We start from the raw sequence: 15,942 nt of genomic DNA, 5'->3' as shown, positions 1-15,942 counted from the left end.
CGAAATTGCATGAGCGTATTAGGTATAAAAAAATACTTAATACGTATACTTATTCTTTGATTATTATAAAAATTACAGAAATGATATATGTAAAAAAGCCACGATTTAAATGTGCCAGAGATCAATTTTTTCTCGCTGGCACATTCTTAAAAATTAGCTTTTAGGCTCTGGCGGGGTTAAGCCAAATTGTAAATACGCCATGTTGGTGGCAATTCGGCCACGAGCGGTACGCATCACATAACCTTGTTGAATAAGATACGGCTCAATCACATCTTCAAGCGTTCCGCTATCTTCTGCCATAGCGGCAGCCAATGCTTCCACACCTGCCGGTCCGCCATCAAAACGTTCAAGCAGCATGCTTAAGTAACGTCGATCGAGTGTGTCTAGCCCGTCTTTGTCTACATTCAGCATATCAAGTGCACGTTGCGCCATTTCTTGTGTAATTTCACCAGTCCCTTTTACCTGCGCATAATCACGTACTCGTCGGAGCAAACGATTGGCGATACGCGGCGTACCTCGTGCACGACGTGCGATTTCGGCCGCACCCGAATGTGTGATCGGAACATCCATCAGATTTGCAGAGCGCGTCACGATATGGGTCAGATCCTCGACCGAGTAAAATTCAAGACGCTGGACAATACCGAATCGATCACGCAGCGGCGAGGTGAGTAGACCTGCTCGTGTTGTGGCGGCCACTAGGGTAAACGGTGGAAGATCAAGCTTGATCGAACGCGCAGCAGGCCCTTCACCAATCATGATATCCAGTTGATAATCTTCCATTGCTGGATACAGAATTTCTTCGATGACCGGCGATAAACGATGAATCTCATCGATAAACAGCACATCACCTTCTTCAAGGTTGGTCAGCATGGCGGCAAGGTCACCGGCACGCTCAAGCACCGGGCCTGAAGTTGACTTGAGGTTTCCACCCATTTCTCTGGCAATAATGTTGGCCAGTGTGGTTTTTCCTAAGCCAGGAGGACCAAAAATAAGCGTATGATCCAGTGCTTCACCTCGGCCACGTGCCGCACCAATAAAGATTTCCATTTGCTCACGAACCACGGGCTGACCAATATAGTCAGCGAGCGAGGTAGGACGAATGGCGCGATCAAAATGATCTTCTGGTTTTTCACTGCCACTGATTAAACGATCACTCATTGACGGCTCACTTCATCATCGATTTTAATGCAGCACGAATAATATCGGCTGCTTCGGTGTGGTTGGCTTTTGCTGCTGCCACTGCTTTTTGTGCTTCTGCTGGTTTATAGCCCAATGACTGTAAGGCGGCTTCTGCTTCTGCCACGGGGGAGTTAGCGCTAAACTGGATCTGTGCTGGCGCTATAGCGGAGCCTGTGCCACTCGGAGTAGATAAGGCTTTGAAGCGATCACGTAACTCTATCATTAAACGTTCGGCTGTTTTTTTACCTACCCCAGGAACTTTAATAAGAGTATTGATGTCATCATGCTCAATGGTATGGATCAGTAAATCAATGCTGAGGGTAGATAAAATGCCCAATGCCATTTTGGGACCAACACCGTTCACTTTGAGTAGGGTTCTAAAAACCAACTTTTCTTGTGCATCGATAAAACCAAACAGTTGCTGTGCATCTTCTCGAACCACCAGATGCGTCCATAATGTGACGCGTTGTCCTTTTTGCAACTGACAAAATGTTGATAGCGGCGTGTCGATTTCATAACCGACACCATTGACATTCAGCAATACGGTCGGCGCCTCAAGCGCAAAAACTTCACCAATTAAACAACCAATCATGCGATTCAATCACTCTTCAAATTCAAAAAATACAATAACAAAAATCTTGATACTCCACAGCAAATAACCGGCTGTTGTACAAGCAACTGATTTGATCTGGCGACTAAAATTTAAAACATGCTGACTTTATTGCCTTTGAGCTCTTGCGAAATGGCATAAGCCTGATGGTCGGAAAAACGACTAATAATATCTAAAATCTGCATGATGTTTTGATAGAGATCATCACTCATGATCATGCCAAGATTTTGCAAAATTACCATTAAACGCTGATCTTTAAAGCGTAGCCGCTGTTTTGGTTGAGCAAGCGGAATAAAAGCATCGAGTAAATGCTGCAAACTCGAGTGTGCCAGTAATTCAAGATCCGCTTTGTGTGGATGATCAAAAATTTTATCTCGAGTCAGGTTTTTTGCATTTTGAATACCAATATGAATATCACTTGGGCAATATTGCAATAAACCGCCATTGAGCTTACCCGCCAGTATTTCATCATGATGACGTGCAAAGGCGTTGGTTACTTCTGCAACCAGACGTTTCATTACTCGTCCACGTAAGGCCGCGACTTTCTGATGCCATGTGGCGTGCGGGAGGGTCAGTTCGTGTGGGGTGCCGTAGTCACCAATCAAATTCAGAAAATAAGGCTCAACTTCATCATATTCGAGCATATTCATGCTGATGCCATCTTCAAGATCAATCAGGGCATAACAAATATCATCGGCCGCTTCGAGTAAATAGGTTAAAGGATGGCGACAATAATGATAGTCGCCTAACTGGATGAGCCCGAGTTGTTCTGCAATTTGCACAAGTACTTCTTTTTCAGACTGATAGCAGCCAAACTTGGAGCGCAGATGCGTTGAGTCGATATGGTCAACCGGATGAGACAACCACGGATATTTTAAATAAGCACCCAGTGTAGCAAAAGTGAGTCGCATCCCACCGTCATTGGGGTGATAATCTAGACGCGTTAAAATACGTAAGCCTTGGGCATTGCCTTCAAACTGACATACATCGGCATGTTGTTCGGGGGTAAGGCCTTCAAGATAGCGCTGATTTTCAGCTTCATCGAACCAGTCACGAATCGCATATTCACCTGCATGACCAAAAGGTGGATTGCCAATGTCATGTGCAAGACACGCAGCCTGAATAATGGCACCGATGTCTGATGGAGAAATCCACGCGGGAAGTTCATTCTTGATTTTTTCAGCAGCTAACATTCCTAATGTGCGCCCAACACAAGATACTTCAAGTGAATGTGTGAGCCGTGTGTGAATGCCATCTTGCTGGGTGAGCGGGTGGACTTGAGTTTTGCGGTTTAGTTGCCGAAAACTCGGCGAGAAGATGATGCGATCATAATCTTTATGATATGGGCTACGGGCCAATTCAGTTTTACTTTTTTTACTACCTAAACGAACCGCTGAAAGCAGCTCTAACCAGCGCATTTGTTCCATTTATAACTTTTCTTGAGATCTCTGATTTCATGATGCCAAAAAAAAGAAAAAAGCACTAGATCAGTGCGACAGAAGTTGGCGCTTTTAGTGAAATTTAATTTCTTTTCGTGAATGTGATTATTTTGATGCAATTCATTTAGATAATACGGAATGTTCATCTAGCCGATTTTTGCTTTTCACAGTAGAATATGCGCTCTCTCTAAAGTCACATTGCGGTAAAGTTCATCAGACTTGCCCGTGGAGCCAAAATCAACATGTTTATCGTGGCCGGTGCACCAGCACATTCTTCTTTTAAGAAAGCTCAACTATTAACACGTTTATCGTCAATTAGTTCTGTACAATCTTTTGACAGCCAATGGGTTTATCTGTTTGATCAAGCGCTCAACGAGCAGCAGCATCAATCTGCATTACAACTATTAAATGATGGATCATCGTTTGAGCTGCGTCAGGCGGCAACAGATGAAATCCAAGTTTTGGTGACGCCACGTATCGGCACCATTTCGCCGTGGTCGTCTAAAGCCACCGATATTTTCAAAAACTGTAATACACCGATTCATCGTTTAGAGCGTGGTATTTTGTTTACCCTTAAAGGGATTAGCGAAATGACCCATGAAGTGAAACAAGCACTTCATGACCGCATGACTGAAACAGTTTTTGCAGAAATTGACAGTGCCAATGCATTGTTTTTGGAAACTTCGCCAAAACCGCTCAACTCGATTGATATTTTGGGTGAGGGTAAAGCGGCACTGGTTAAAGCCAACAATGAATTTGGTTTTGCATTGTCTGAGCAAGAAATTGACTACCTTACCGATGCCTTTACTCAATTGGGCCGTAACCCGAACGATATCGAGCTGATGATGTTTGCTCAGGCAAACTCAGAGCACTGCCGTCATAAAATCTTTGGTTCAGAATGGACGATTGATGGTGAAGTACAGCCGTTATCCTTGTTCCAGATGATTAAAAACACCTATAAAGAGTCACCAGACGAAGTGTTATCTGCCTATAAAGATAATGCGTCTGTGATTGTGGGCTACGATACTCAGCGTTTTTATCCAAAAAAAGACAACGACACCGGTCATTATATTTATAAATATAAAAGTCAGGCTGCACACATCCTGATGAAAGTTGAAACCCATAACCATCCAACTGCAATCTCGCCATTTGCGGGTGCTGCAACGGGTTCAGGCGGTGAAATCCGCGATGAAGGCGCAACAGGCCGTGGGGGTAAACCAAAAGCAGGCTTGACCGGCTTTACCGTTTCAAACCTCAATATTCCGGGCTTTGAACAGCCTTGGGAAGAAAACTACGGTAAACCGTCACGCATGGCATCTCCACTTCAAATCATGATTGAAGGTCCATTGGGTGGTGCAGCATTTAACAATGAATTTGGCCGTCCGGCATTAAATGGTTATTTCCGTACTTTTGAACAAAATGTCAACGGCGAAGTAAAAGGCTTCCATAAACCAATCATGATTGCGGGTGGTTATGGCAACATTCGTCCAGATCATGTCGAAAAAGATGCAATTCAACCAGGCGATTTACTGATTGTACTGGGCGGACCAGCCATGTTGATTGGTTTGGGTGGTGGAGCAGCATCTTCTGTAGACAGCGGTACCATGGGTGAGAGCCTTGATTTTGCTTCTGTACAACGTGAAAACCCAGAGATGGAGCGCCGTTGCCAAGAAGTGATTGATACCTGCTGGCGCCTAGAAGATTTCAACCCGATTGTGTCTGTTCATGACGTTGGTGCAGGTGGTCTTTCAAATGCGATGCCTGAACTGGTAAACGACCATGAGTTGGGTGCGATTTTAAATTTACGTAAAATTCCATCGCTTGAGCCTGGCATGAGCCCAATGGAAATCTGGTCAAACGAAGCACAAGAACGTTATGTGCTTGCGATTCGTCCAGAGTCTTTGGCTCAGTTTGAAGAAATCTGTGCGCGTGAGCGTTGTCCGTTTGCTGTGCTTGGTGAAGCAACTGAAGCGCGTCATTTAACGGTTGAAGATCCATTGTTTGAAAACAATGCGGTGGATATCCCGATGCAAGTCATGCTAGGTGGTACGCCTCGTATGCAACGTTCTTATGAAAGCATTGAACGTGAAGGTACAGCTTTTGATACGACACAGATCGATTTAAAAGATGCCATTTTCCGTGTACTTAAAAACCCAACTGTGGCATCTAAATCGTTCTTGATCACCATTGGTGACCGCTCGATTACGGGGATGGTGGCACGTGACCAAATGGTTGGCCCATGGCAGGTGCCTGTTGCCGATGCTGCGGTGACCACAACCAGCCTTCAAGGGTACACAGGTGAAGCTATGGCAATGGGTGAACGCCCGCCGGTGGCATTGTTAAACCCTGCGGCATCTGCACGCCTAGCGGTGGCTGAAGCGATTACCAATATTGCATCGGCCAATATCGAACAAATTGGTGACATCAAACTTTCTGCAAACTGGATGGCAGCTGCAGGTCAAAAAGGTGAAGATCAAGCTTTATTTGAAGGTGTAAAAGCCATTGGTATGGAAATGTGCCCTGCGCTGGGTATTGCGATTCCGGTCGGTAAAGACTCGCTTTCCATGCGTACCACGTGGAATGATAATGGTGAAGACAAAGCCGTGACTTCGCCAATGTCGGGTGTGATTACTGCATTTGCACCTGTGAGTGATGTGCGTAAAACCTTAACACCAGAGCTGAAAAAATTTGATGAATCTGTTCTGGTACGTATCGATTTATCGAAAGGCCAGTTCCGTCTCGGTGCTTCGATTCTCACTCAAGTATACAAGGCAATTGGAACGGTCACGCCAGATGTTGACAGTTTTGATGATTTAAAAGCATTTTTTGCGTTGGTACAAGACTGGAATAATCGCAGTTTAATTCAAGCCTATCACGATATCGGTGATGGTGGCTTGCTCGCTACGGTTGCCGAAATGATGTTTGCATCACGTTTAGGTGTTGCACTTGAACAGCAAAGCGTTGAAAGCCTGTTTGCAGAAGAAATTGGTGCAGTGGTTCAGTTAAAAGCTGCAGATTGGGACGCTGTACAAGCTGAAATTTCGGCTTCTAGCCTTAAAGATGCGATTTCGGTAGTTGGCCGTGTGAACAGTTCAGATCAATTAACGGTGAACGGTTTAACTTTTGAACGTGCCGAATTACAACGTGCATGGGCAGAAGTGTCTCATCAAATCCAGCGTTTACGTGACAACGTTGAAACTGCCGACCAAGAATTTGCCTTGATTTCAGATCAAGATCATAAAGGTTTGATTGCACAAGCTACTTTTGATTTAAACGAACCAGTTGAAGCGCCTTTCATTGCGACACGTCGTCCAAATATGGCGATTTTACGTGAGCAAGGTGTCAATGGGCACGTTGAAATGGCGGCGGCATTCGATAAAGTCGGATTCAACACCATTGATGTTCACATGAGTGACTTACTCGCCGGTCGTGTCGATCTTCAAGATTTTGAAGGTTTGGTGGCATGTGGTGGCTTCTCTTACGGTGATGTCATGGGTGCAGGTGGTGGCTGGGCCAAATCGGTACTGTTTAATCCGAAATTACGCGATCAGTTTGAGAGCTTCTTCCATCGTGACAGTACTTTTAGTCTGGGGATTTGTAACGGATGCCAAATGTTGTCACAGCTTGCACCGCTTATTCCGGGTGCCGATGCATGGCCACGTTTCCATCGTAACGTTTCGGAAGTGTTTGAGGCGCGTAGCGTAAACGTGCGTGTTGAAAAATCGGTGTCGGTATTGTTGCAAGATATGCAAGGTTCGATCTTGCCAATTGCAGTCGCTCACGGTGAAGGTCGTGTAGTGACAACCGATGCTCATTTGGCGAGCTTAAATGCCAATCAGCAAGTCACTTTACGTTATGTCGACAGCTTGGGTAACCCAACTCAGCATTATCCGCTGAATCCGAATGGCTCACCAGAAGCTGTTACAGGTGTGACCTCTAAAGATGGCCGTGCAACCATTATGATGCCGCATCCAGAGCGTAACTTCCGTGCCATTCAACACTCTTGGTCACCAGAAAACTGGACTGAAGATGGTGCATGGTTACGTATGTTCCGTAACGCACGTAAATTTATTGGCTAATTCAGCCGCATAAAAAAAACGCCACCTTGTGTGGCGTTTTTTTTATGGTGTTTATATTTTGTGCTGTGGTATGGCTTTTGCTTTAGATTTATCAGCACAATAAAAAAAGGATGTATCTGCAATGTATTCTAATAAGCACACAGTTCAACACAAACGCAGAGGGTGGTGGTTATTTGGCATGGTGATGAGTCTGGAAATGCTCTGGATTGTGGCAAATTATTTACGCCTTAATGTGTCGTAACGACATTCGCGGGATTCGGTGTACGCAGTGTCCAGAGCAGGCCCCAGATCAGAGCTGCCAAGCCCATGTAAAAGCTTTGCAGTAATGTCCCGCCATGATCAATCCAGAGTTTAGCCAGCCACGGTCCAATCAGTTGGGTGCCAGCATATAGGCTAATCAGCGCTGCGTACAGTTTAGGGCCTTGATGCGGTTGAAAGATTCGCGCAATTCGCTGAGAGCACACCACAGTCCCCATAAAACTCCCACCCATCAAAATCGCGCAGATCACGACACCGATTGCATTATGAAAGATCAATACAGCAATCAAGCTTAAAATTTGCACAATATAAGAACAAATCAGTGCAAAGCGGTCATTGGTACTTGCACCAAGCTTATTCCAGAAAGGTAACAAGATTAGGCAAGAAAGTGCCGTAATTAGCCAGATATTGGTCAGAATAAATGGCTGGTTACGAATTAACTCATGTGCTAGTGTAGGCAAAAATGTCATCGGTAAAATATAGCCTAAGCCAGCACCTGCATAGCCGATAAATAACGGAGTACTGTTTCGGTCTAGTAAGCGTGATGAACGAATGACGGCTGTAGGGCGAGAAGATAATGTAATTTTCTTAAGTTGCCAGACACTAAATAACGCCAGCGGCAGCGCCATCAACCCGATTGGAATCCAGCGCAATTGTCCGCTAAACCATGCCGATGACCAGTCGATTAATATACTGTCTAAAATGAGCCCAATCGACACGCCTGTAAACATCAGCCCGCTTAATTGTGTTTTATGATGCTCTGCCAACCATTCAAGAATCAGCGCAGGGACCAGCACAAACACCAGCCCGTTGGTGATACCATTGCATAAACGCAGCAGTAGAAAAAACGTATAATCTGTTGTGATAATTTGCAAAATAGTCAATCCTGCATTGACGAGTAATGCCCAGATCAGCACACTTTGCGTGCTGTTTCGTCCATGTAGAGAGACTGCCACCAGTGCACCGACCAAATAGCCAATATAATTCCAAGTTGCGAGATTAGCCCCTTGAGCAAGTGTGATCACATTATCTTGAATGAGATAAGGCAGTAAGGGGGTAAATGCAAATCGCCCTAGACCATGTGCCACAATTAAACTTGAAATGCCTGCGAACAGGATAAGTAACGTTTCGGCTGGGCGTGGCGAGGAGGCGGTGAGTGTCATCTTACTATAAGCTCCATCTATAGATCTGACAGCTGTATTTGGAACAGCTAAAATACCATGCTTTGGTTCGCTTCGAATATCATTAATCTATAACCACTATTTAAAATTATTAGGAATTTTATATGCTTAAACTAATTTATTACGTACCTGAATCTCATCTGGAATCGATCAAAGCTGCAATTTTTGCCGCTGTAGAAGGAGTTTGTTATGTATTTAATTTAGTCTGTAAATATTTTGATTTATAAAAAATTAATAAATTTTTCTCGTTAGATTTGATATTTCTAGACTTGAAAATATTATATGTTAAAATTAATTCTAAAGATGTAATGATTATAATTTCTAATGTTTTTATAAGAATTTATTGTAATTTTTATATTTTAATGAATAAGATTAAAAAGTTGTATATATATGAATTTAAGTAAGTATGATTATTTTATTAATCCTTCTTGTATAAAATTGATATTAGGTGAGATATTTTTATTAATATTTCTTTCTGCTGGTACATTATTCTTATTTCCGTCTGTTTTTGAATCGAACGCTTTACAAGTATGTTATTTTGATTTTAATATATCATTATATCATTATATTATTTATATCCAGTACTCTTAGGTTTTTTTTGTATTATTGCTATAATAATAAAGATTTTCAAAACTTATCGTTACACTGTGTTTAGCTTTTCTTTTAAGGAGAACTTAATAAAACTGAATATATGTTGGTTCTTAACTGTTACTGTTAAAGACTTTGAAGTTGTAGTTGGTGAATCCTATCGTATTCAGTATAGAAATGGTTTTAAAAAAGAGTTTTTCGATTGCGTGGGTATCAAAAGCTCTAAATCGATATATCTTATTCCAGTAGTGGCCGATAAAAAGAATGAATTAATAAAAATTTTATCAGATCATATTGAAGAAAATTTTATTAAGATAAACTGAATTATAAAAAACCTAAATATTTATTAATTCTTAATAGTTAAAGTGATTAAAATATAGAGTAGAATTATAATATTTCTTTCTTGATGATTCTTATAATAAGAAGATTTAAATTTTTTTATAATATATTTTGAGATAGCTTGTATTTTATTTATGATATTATGAAATAACTTGAACTACTTTGATTTTTGGCAGTAAGTTAATGCTTAAACTAATTTATTACGTACCTGAATCTCATCTGGAATCGACCAAAGCTGCAATTTTTGCCGCCGGGGCAGGCGGTGTTGGTCATTATGAGCAGTGCGCTTGGCAAGTAAAAGGTATTGGACAATTTAAACCAGTTAAAGATGCTCAACCTTTTTTAGGGCAACTAGACGCTCTAGAGCAGCTTGAAGAATGGCGTGTGGAAACGATTGTATCTGAACAAAAGGCCAAAGCAGTTGCCTTGGCCTTAAGTGCAATTCATCCGTATGAAGAACCCGCATTTGAATTTATTCAAATGGTAGATATTGATTCAATCAGATTTTCTGAATAAACAGCTTACGATCAAATCGGTACTGTGGATAAAACACACCATCTGTGGCACGTTCACCCGCCGCAATGACCATAATGGGAAATTGCTCGTCATTGAGTTTAAGCAGCTTATGAACCATTGGCTCGTCAAAGCCTTCCATCATGCAGCTATCAAATCCATAGGCTCGTAATGACAAGACCAGATTTTCACAGGCCAGTGCGGTACTCTTTGCAGCCCAAAGCTTTGCATCGGCTGGATTAAATGCCGTCACAGGCAGCTGGCGATCCAGTGTTCTGGCCACTTTAAAAGCCACTTTTTTTAAATTTCCCAGTGCGTTGAAATAGCCGGTTTTGTAGTTGAACGGAATAAAACGGTAATACTGTTTAACCATTTTAGGCGGTTCATTAAATGGAAATTCAGAAATATTTTTCTTGGCCATTTCATCAACACGATCGGTACGCGCAACACAGACGATCAGTTCTGACGCTGTTTTTGCAGCCAATTGCCCTAAGCAAGCCTTAACCAGCTGCTTTTTCTTGGCTGGATTTTGCACTACATAAAATGTCCATGGCTGAAGGTTTGACGAGTTTGGTGCCAGTAGGGCCAAATCCAGACAGGCATCTAAGACCTCAGTAGGAATGGCTTTATCGGTAAATTTGCGTACCGAGCGTCTGCTTTCAAGCACTTTACGAAAGTTATCGACATCGATATCTTGAGGTGCAGGCTCAAAATAGCGTTTTTTTTCAGTTGAATCTGAGGTTGCTGAATCGTGAGAAGTCGTGGTCATGATCTTTACTTAAGCGAGACAATAAAATGAGCATATCACTGCATCAATTTTGTGATGTTAAAAAAATGTATCACAAAACTGATGATTAAGTGATTGATTGTATTGAAGTATAATAATTAGGCAAACTGTGAGAAATCAGGTTGGCGTTTTTGCATAAAAGCTTGCACCGCTTCTTTCATTTCTGCCGATTGTACACGTTGCATAAAAATTTCGGCTTCTTTGTCAATGCAGTCGATAATCTCAGAGAGGTCTTGCTTCATCAGGGCTTTAGACTGCTTGATGGAAGCTAAAGGAAGGGCAGATAACTGTTGAGCCGTTTTGTTTGCTAATGTATAGACATCTTCTGAAATCTGGTTGATCAAACTGGCTTGTAGCGCTTTTTCGGCATTAAATTTTTGTGCAGTAAACAGTAATTCTGCCGCACGATGATATCCTGCTTGTTGCACCAACAGACGGCTTGCAGCTCCTTCAGGTGACAGTCCTAGGCTGACAAATGGAATCTGGAACAACGCCGTATTGTCGGCGTAAACAATATCTGCATGTAGCAAAATGGTCACTCCAATACCAATGGCGACACCGCGAACTGCAATAATAAGTGGCTTTGAAAAGCGCGCAGCCGATTTTAACAAGACAAAAGGTGGTTGATCGCCAGCTTTGCCTTCATGCGGTTTTTGAATAAATGACATAAAGTCTTTCATGTCATTGCCAGCCGAAAAATCTGCATCAACACCACGTAACACAACCACTCGAACCTCAGACGATGCATCAGCATCATCGAGCGCTTTTGCCAGCCAAAGATATAATTCGCCATAAAGTGCATTTTTTGCTTCTGCACGATTAAGCGCTAAGGTAAGCACCCCATTTTCTAAATTTGCTTGTAAATGTTGATGAGGTTGTTGAATACATTGTAGTGTCATCGTACTATCCTTGGTTATTTATAAAAGGCTATGCGGCTCATTATGTCCTAAAACTGCTTGAAAAAAGCAACTGATGAGTTCATTGAAGTTAAGTTGATATATGTATACGTTTGATTACCTTGTTTTTATTGGGCGTTTTCAGCCTTTTCATTTGGCTCATCTTGAAACGATTCAAATTGCATTACAGCAGAGTCGACAAGTGATTATTGCTTTGGGGTCGGCTCAGGTAGAGCGAAATATTAAAAATCCGTTTCTGGCGGCAGAGCGACAAGACATGATCTTGTCAAATTTTACACCCGAACAGCAAACACGTATTTTGTTTGCGCCCATTATTGATGTCTATGACGATAAAAAGTGGGTTGAGCAAGTTAAATCTGGTGTTTATGCGCTGGCTCCATCCACAAGTAAGATTGGTTTAATTGGCCATTTTAAGGATGAGTCATCCTACTACTTAAAGTTGTTTCCAGAGTGGCACATGGTTGAACTGGACAGCCTAAAGCAGTCTATGTCGGCCACGCCGCTGCGTGAAGCGTTCTATGAGGGTTGCATTGATGAGTCTGCTTTTCCACAAGGCACCATTGCATTTTTGAAGGCTTTTCAAAAAACTGATACCTATCGAGAGTTACAGCACAAATTTTCTTATCACGACAGCTCAAATCTTTAATATGTTGACAATAGACTTCGCTCTAAGCGAAGTCTATTGGACTAGATTAGTTGGCTTGAAGCGCCTGAATATCCTCAAGCACCTGTTCTGCATGCCCAGCTGCTTTCACTTTACGATAGCTTTTGACTAATTTTTTATTGTGAAAAATAAAGGTTGAGCGCTCAATCCCCATCACCATTTTACCGTACATATTTTTTTCTTTGATTACGTCAAAATGCTTACACAACACTTCTTCTTTATCGCTGATCAAATCGATGGTGAGTGCTTGCTTTGCTGTAAAGTTTTGATGTGATTTGACCGAGTCGCGTGATACACCAACAATTTTAACATTCAGAGCATCAAACTGATCTTTCAAGCAAGAAAAGCCAACTGCTTGTGTTGTACAACCCGGGGTGGAGTCTTTTGGGTAAAAATAGATCACCAACCATTCGTTATCTAAATCAGATAAATTAATTTCACCCGTTGTAGTTGGAAACACTTGATCCGGTAATTGAATTTCTACATTACTCATTGTTCTCTCCATAAAAAACAAGCCACATAATGTGGCTTGTAATGTCATTTTAAAATGAACTTAGTTTTTCGCTGCTGGTGCGGCTTTCATAGCTTCTTCACTTAAAGTTTTAAGTTTTGAAGTCAACTGAGGGCCTAAGCAAGTTTGAAGGCTTTTGTTTTGCTGTTGTACGAAAGCCAATGTGCTTGGGCTTTTCTTAGCATTAATCGCGCTTTGAATTTCCCATTTTTGTGCATTGGTCATTCTGCCGTCTGCTTCTACTGCACATGAACAATATTTGCCTACTTCTGCGCTGTTCAGTTTATTACCTTTAGCAGTCTCTTCTTTACACAGATTGATCAAAGCACCTTTTACATTTGTGCTTTTGTAGGCTTGCTGAAGTTTGTTGTCGTCTGCATGAGTTACAGATGCAAACAAAGCTGCAGATGCCATTACAGAAGAAAGTAAAAGTTTGGTATTCAAAAATTTCATAAATAGTACCTTATTATTGCGGTATGTAGCGTGTTGGATCTGCGACGCCAGCTTCAATAAAACCTTCTTTACGTAAGCGGCAGCTATCACATTTACCACAAGCACGGCCTTGCGTATCAGCCTGATAGCAAGAAACTGTTTGACTATAGTCTACGCCATGTTCAATACCAAGACGTATAATATTCGCTTTGGATAAATGTAACAAAGGTGTTTCAAATGTAAGAGGTTTTCCTTCTACACCCGCTTTTGTTGCCAAGCGTGCCATATTTGTAAACGCTTCGATATATTCTGGGCGACAATCTGGGTATCCAGAATAATCTACTGCATTTACGCCAATAACAATAGCCTCAGCGCCAAAAACTTCTGCTGCAGCAAGCGCATACGAGAGAAAAATTGTGTTACGAGCCGGTACATACGTCACCGGAATACCATCTTGTTGTTGTTCTGGAACATCAATGTTGTGATCGGTAAGGGCAGAGCCACCCAAATTACCTAAATCGATATTGATCACGCGATGTTCAACGCCAGCGCGTTGAGTCAGTGCTTTGGCTGCATCTAGCTCTGTAGATGAACGTTGACCATACATAAAGCTTAAGGCCATGCATTCATAGCGCGCTTGTGCCCAAGCTAAACAGGTTGTTGAGTCTAAGCCGCCTGACAATAAAACAATGGCACGAGGGCGCATATATCATTCTCCAATCAAATTAAATTAACGACCCGTTTCATCGTTCCATAAAATTTTATGGAGCTGTAACTGAAACCGCACGGGGAGATGGTCGTTTAGAATCCACTCTGCTAAATCACGAGCCAGTTGAGGCAGTTTGGCTGCATTTTTCTCAACGGCAAAAGCAGGCGAGAACCATACGGTACTCACTTTTTTCTCAAGTTGAAATTGTTCAACCTGAAGTTTGGACCATTCATAATCTTCACGATTACAAATCACAAATTTGATCTGATCGTGAGGAGTCAAATGATCAAGATTGCTCATCAGGTTACGCTTCTCTTCACCAGAGGTTGGCGTCTTGAGATCAAGCACTTTTGATACCCGAGCATCGACCATTGAAACATCGAGTGCACCACTGGTTTCCAGTGAAACGTCAAAACCTAAATCACACAGACGCGTTAATAATACCTGACAATTGGGCTGAGCCAGTGGCTCGCCACCTGTCACACAAATATAAGGCGTTTTGTAGGCACGTGCAGTTTCTATGATTTCATCAATTGAAAGTCGTTGCCCACCTTCAAATGAATAAGTGGTATCACAATATGTGCAGCGTAAAGGGCAACCCGTTAAGCGGATAAAAACTGTTGGTAAACCCGCAGTATTGGCTTCCCCTTGTAAAGAGTAGAAAATTTCCGTTATGCGTAGTCCCGCAGCCGGGTCCGTCACTGGAATTGTCGTAGAACGTAAAGAAGTCATTACAGCATTACCAAGAGTTGAAAAACAAAAATCTCTACGATCAGGCTTGACCGTAGAGACGAGAAGCGAATCAGGCTCCGAAGAGCATCAATATTTCGCTAATCTGTGAGAATTACTCAGCGCGAAGCAAATCGTTCAAGCTGGTTTTCGAGCGTGTTTGCGCATCTACTTTTTTCACAATAATTGCAGCATACAGACTGTACTTGCCGTCTTTAGACGGTAAGCTGCCCGGTACAACTACTGAACCCGCAGGTACACGGCCGTAATGAATTTCACCAGTTTCACGGTCGTAAATACGAGTCGACTGACCAATATATACGCCCATTGAAATGACAGAACCTTCTTCTACGATTACACCTTCAACAATTTCAGAACGCGCGCCAATAAAGCAGTTATCTTCAATAATCGTTGGATTGGCTTGAAGTGGTTCAAGTACACCACCAATACCTACACCGCCAGACAAGTGAACATTTTTACCGATCTGAGCACATGAACCTACAGTGGCCCAAGTATCAACCATGGTGTTTTCATCAACGTAAGCACCAATGTTGACATAAGATGGCATCAACACAACATTTTTTGCTTGGAAGCTACCACGGCGTGCAACAGCAGGAGGAACAACTCGAACACCAGCTTCTTTAAACTGCGCTTCAGTCCAGCCTGCAAATTTAGTGTCTACTTTATCGTAAAACGCTAAATCGCCAGATTCAACAGGTTTGTTGTCGTTAAGTTTGAACGATAATAAAACCGCTTTTTTAACCCACTGGTGAACAATCCATTCACCATCAATTTTTTCAGCAACACGTAAAGTGCCGTTGTCTAAACCAGCAATAACGTGTTCAACTGCTTCACGAATTTCTGTAGGGCAATCAGCAGCGGTAAAGTTGGCACGATTTTCAAACGCTTGCTCAATGATCGTTGAAAGCTCAGACATGGACGTCCTTCCAAAAAAAATTTTAAAGATTCTACACGAAAACGGCCAAAGAATCTTGGGTTGAATGATT

At 42.2% G+C, this 15,942-nt stretch carries 15 protein-coding genes and 1 pseudogene; 5 read left to right on the top strand and 11 right to left on the bottom strand.

Features of this window, described 5'->3' with window-relative positions; translation table 11 throughout:
• Positions 1–153: 153 nt before the first annotated feature.
• The 3 genes from ruvB to L2096_RS01630 form a co-directional block, all read right to left on the bottom strand.
• Positions 154–1,158, bottom strand: a complete 1,005-nt coding sequence (gene ruvB / locus L2096_RS01640) for a Holliday junction branch migration DNA helicase RuvB (RefSeq protein WP_004939345.1) — start codon at positions 1,156–1,158, stop codon at positions 154–156.
• Between the two features lie 7 nt (positions 1,159–1,165).
• Positions 1,166–1,771, bottom strand: coding sequence for a Holliday junction branch migration protein RuvA (gene ruvA, locus L2096_RS01635; RefSeq protein WP_076032031.1), 606 nt, complete (start codon positions 1,769–1,771; stop codon positions 1,166–1,168).
• Positions 1,772–1,881: 110 nt separating this feature from the next.
• Positions 1,882–3,216, bottom strand: a complete 1,335-nt coding sequence (locus tag L2096_RS01630; RefSeq protein WP_076032032.1) for a deoxyguanosinetriphosphate triphosphohydrolase — start codon at positions 3,214–3,216, stop codon at positions 1,882–1,884.
• A 254-nt stretch (positions 3,217–3,470) separates the two neighbouring features.
• Between L2096_RS01630 and purL the strand changes: the two genes are divergently transcribed.
• Together purL and L2096_RS16035 are read left to right on the top strand one after the other, a co-directional pair.
• Complete coding sequence (gene purL / locus L2096_RS01625; RefSeq protein WP_227264720.1) at positions 3,471–7,307, top strand: phosphoribosylformylglycinamidine synthase; 3,837 nt, start codon at positions 3,471–3,473, stop codon at positions 7,305–7,307.
• Between the two features lie 121 nt (positions 7,308–7,428).
• Entirely contained in the window at positions 7,429–7,548 is a 120-nt protein-coding gene (locus L2096_RS16035) for a KGW motif small protein (protein WP_004939335.1), read from the top strand.
• Here L2096_RS16035 and L2096_RS01620 read toward each other — a convergent pair.
• Positions 7,535–8,728, bottom strand: coding sequence for a YbfB/YjiJ family MFS transporter (locus tag L2096_RS01620; protein ID WP_151815468.1), 1,194 nt, complete (start codon positions 8,726–8,728; stop codon positions 7,535–7,537). The two genes, L2096_RS16035 and L2096_RS01620, sit on opposite strands and share 14 nt — an antisense overlap.
• A 122-nt stretch (positions 8,729–8,850) precedes the next feature.
• Here L2096_RS01620 and L2096_RS01615 point away from each other — a divergent pair.
• A pseudogene (locus L2096_RS01615) lies at positions 8,851–8,928 on the top strand (NGG1p interacting factor NIF3); the annotation flags it as partial.
• A gap of 928 nt (positions 8,929–9,856) precedes the next feature.
• Positions 9,857–10,189, top strand: coding sequence for a YqfO family protein (locus L2096_RS01610; RefSeq protein ID WP_151815469.1), 333 nt, complete (start codon positions 9,857–9,859; stop codon positions 10,187–10,189).
• Here L2096_RS01610 and L2096_RS01605 read toward each other — a convergent pair.
• Positions 10,173–10,955 carry a nitroreductase family protein gene (locus L2096_RS01605; protein ID WP_025094977.1) on the bottom strand — a complete coding sequence of 261 codons (783 nt, stop codon included), beginning with the start codon at positions 10,953–10,955 and terminating at the stop codon, positions 10,173–10,175. The two genes, L2096_RS01610 and L2096_RS01605, sit on opposite strands and share 17 nt — an antisense overlap.
• 116 nt (positions 10,956–11,071) lie before the next feature.
• On the bottom strand, positions 11,072–11,872 hold the full coding sequence (locus L2096_RS01600) for an enoyl-CoA hydratase-related protein (RefSeq protein ID WP_151791789.1): 801 nt from the start codon (positions 11,870–11,872) through the stop codon (positions 11,072–11,074).
• A 100-nt stretch (positions 11,873–11,972) separates the two neighbouring features.
• Between L2096_RS01600 and L2096_RS01595 the strand changes: the two genes are divergently transcribed.
• A complete protein-coding gene (locus L2096_RS01595) occupies positions 11,973–12,536 on the top strand; it encodes a nicotinate-nicotinamide nucleotide adenylyltransferase (protein ID WP_151815470.1) in 564 nt (187 codons plus the stop codon).
• Positions 12,537–12,582: 46 nt separating this feature from the next.
• Here L2096_RS01595 and L2096_RS01590 read toward each other — a convergent pair whose 3' ends face one another.
• From L2096_RS01590 to dapD, 5 genes are all read right to left on the bottom strand, one after another.
• Positions 12,583–13,047, bottom strand: coding sequence for a peroxiredoxin (locus L2096_RS01590; RefSeq protein ID WP_076032037.1), 465 nt, complete (start codon positions 13,045–13,047; stop codon positions 12,583–12,585).
• A gap of 60 nt (positions 13,048–13,107) precedes the next feature.
• Positions 13,108–13,518: a hypothetical protein gene (locus L2096_RS01585; protein WP_151808278.1), complete on the bottom strand. Its 411-nt coding sequence runs from the start codon at positions 13,516–13,518 to the stop codon at positions 13,108–13,110.
• Between the two features lie 13 nt (positions 13,519–13,531).
• Positions 13,532–14,203: a 7-cyano-7-deazaguanine synthase QueC gene (queC, locus tag L2096_RS01580; protein ID WP_004939302.1), complete on the bottom strand. Its 672-nt coding sequence runs from the start codon at positions 14,201–14,203 to the stop codon at positions 13,532–13,534.
• Between the two features lie 24 nt (positions 14,204–14,227).
• Positions 14,228–14,938, bottom strand: a complete 711-nt coding sequence (queE, locus tag L2096_RS01575; protein WP_004948660.1) for a 7-carboxy-7-deazaguanine synthase QueE — start codon at positions 14,936–14,938, stop codon at positions 14,228–14,230.
• Between the two features lie 112 nt (positions 14,939–15,050).
• Positions 15,051–15,872, bottom strand: coding sequence for a 2,3,4,5-tetrahydropyridine-2,6-dicarboxylate N-succinyltransferase (dapD, locus tag L2096_RS01570; protein ID WP_004939296.1), 822 nt, complete (start codon positions 15,870–15,872; stop codon positions 15,051–15,053).
• Positions 15,873–15,942: the final 70 nt, after the last annotated feature.

The sequence above is a fragment of the Acinetobacter sp. ACZLY 512 genome (genome assembly GCF_023614015.1).
Lineage (GTDB): Bacteria > Pseudomonadota > Gammaproteobacteria > Pseudomonadales > Moraxellaceae > Acinetobacter > Acinetobacter soli.
The sequence above is the reverse complement of the archived record's forward strand: the minus strand, read 5'-3'. Positions and strand labels throughout refer to the sequence as shown.

Bases quoted from the DNA above. Each gene is read 5' to 3' on its own strand.
- ruvB (WP_004939345.1), bottom strand. From the start codon at position 1,158: ATGAGTGATCGTTTAATCAGTGGCAGTGAAAAACCAGAAGATCATTTT.
- ruvA (WP_076032031.1), bottom strand. From the start codon at position 1,771: ATGATTGGTTGTTTAATTGGTGAAGTTTTTGCGCTTGAGGCGCCGACC.
- L2096_RS01630 (WP_076032032.1), bottom strand. From the start codon at position 3,216: ATGGAACAAATGCGCTGGTTAGAGCTGCTTTCAGCGGTTCGTTTAGGT.
- purL (WP_227264720.1), top strand. From the start codon at position 3,471: ATGTTTATCGTGGCCGGTGCACCAGCACATTCTTCTTTTAAGAAAGCT.
- L2096_RS16035 (WP_004939335.1), top strand. From the start codon at position 7,429: ATGTATTCTAATAAGCACACAGTTCAACACAAACGCAGAGGGTGGTGG.
- L2096_RS01620 (WP_151815468.1), bottom strand. From the start codon at position 8,728: ATGACACTCACCGCCTCCTCGCCACGCCCAGCCGAAACGTTACTTATC.
- L2096_RS01610 (WP_151815469.1), top strand. From the start codon at position 9,857: ATGCTTAAACTAATTTATTACGTACCTGAATCTCATCTGGAATCGACC.
- L2096_RS01605 (WP_025094977.1), bottom strand. From the start codon at position 10,955: ATGACCACGACTTCTCACGATTCAGCAACCTCAGATTCAACTGAAAAA.
- L2096_RS01600 (WP_151791789.1), bottom strand. From the start codon at position 11,872: ATGACACTACAATGTATTCAACAACCTCATCAACATTTACAAGCAAAT.
- L2096_RS01595 (WP_151815470.1), top strand. From the start codon at position 11,973: ATGTATACGTTTGATTACCTTGTTTTTATTGGGCGTTTTCAGCCTTTT.
- L2096_RS01590 (WP_076032037.1), bottom strand. From the start codon at position 13,047: ATGAGTAATGTAGAAATTCAATTACCGGATCAAGTGTTTCCAACTACA.
- L2096_RS01585 (WP_151808278.1), bottom strand. From the start codon at position 13,518: ATGAAATTTTTGAATACCAAACTTTTACTTTCTTCTGTAATGGCATCT.
- queC (WP_004939302.1), bottom strand. From the start codon at position 14,203: ATGCGCCCTCGTGCCATTGTTTTATTGTCAGGCGGCTTAGACTCAACA.
- queE (WP_004948660.1), bottom strand. From the start codon at position 14,938: ATGACTTCTTTACGTTCTACGACAATTCCAGTGACGGACCCGGCTGCG.
- dapD (WP_004939296.1), bottom strand. From the start codon at position 15,872: ATGTCTGAGCTTTCAACGATCATTGAGCAAGCGTTTGAAAATCGTGCC.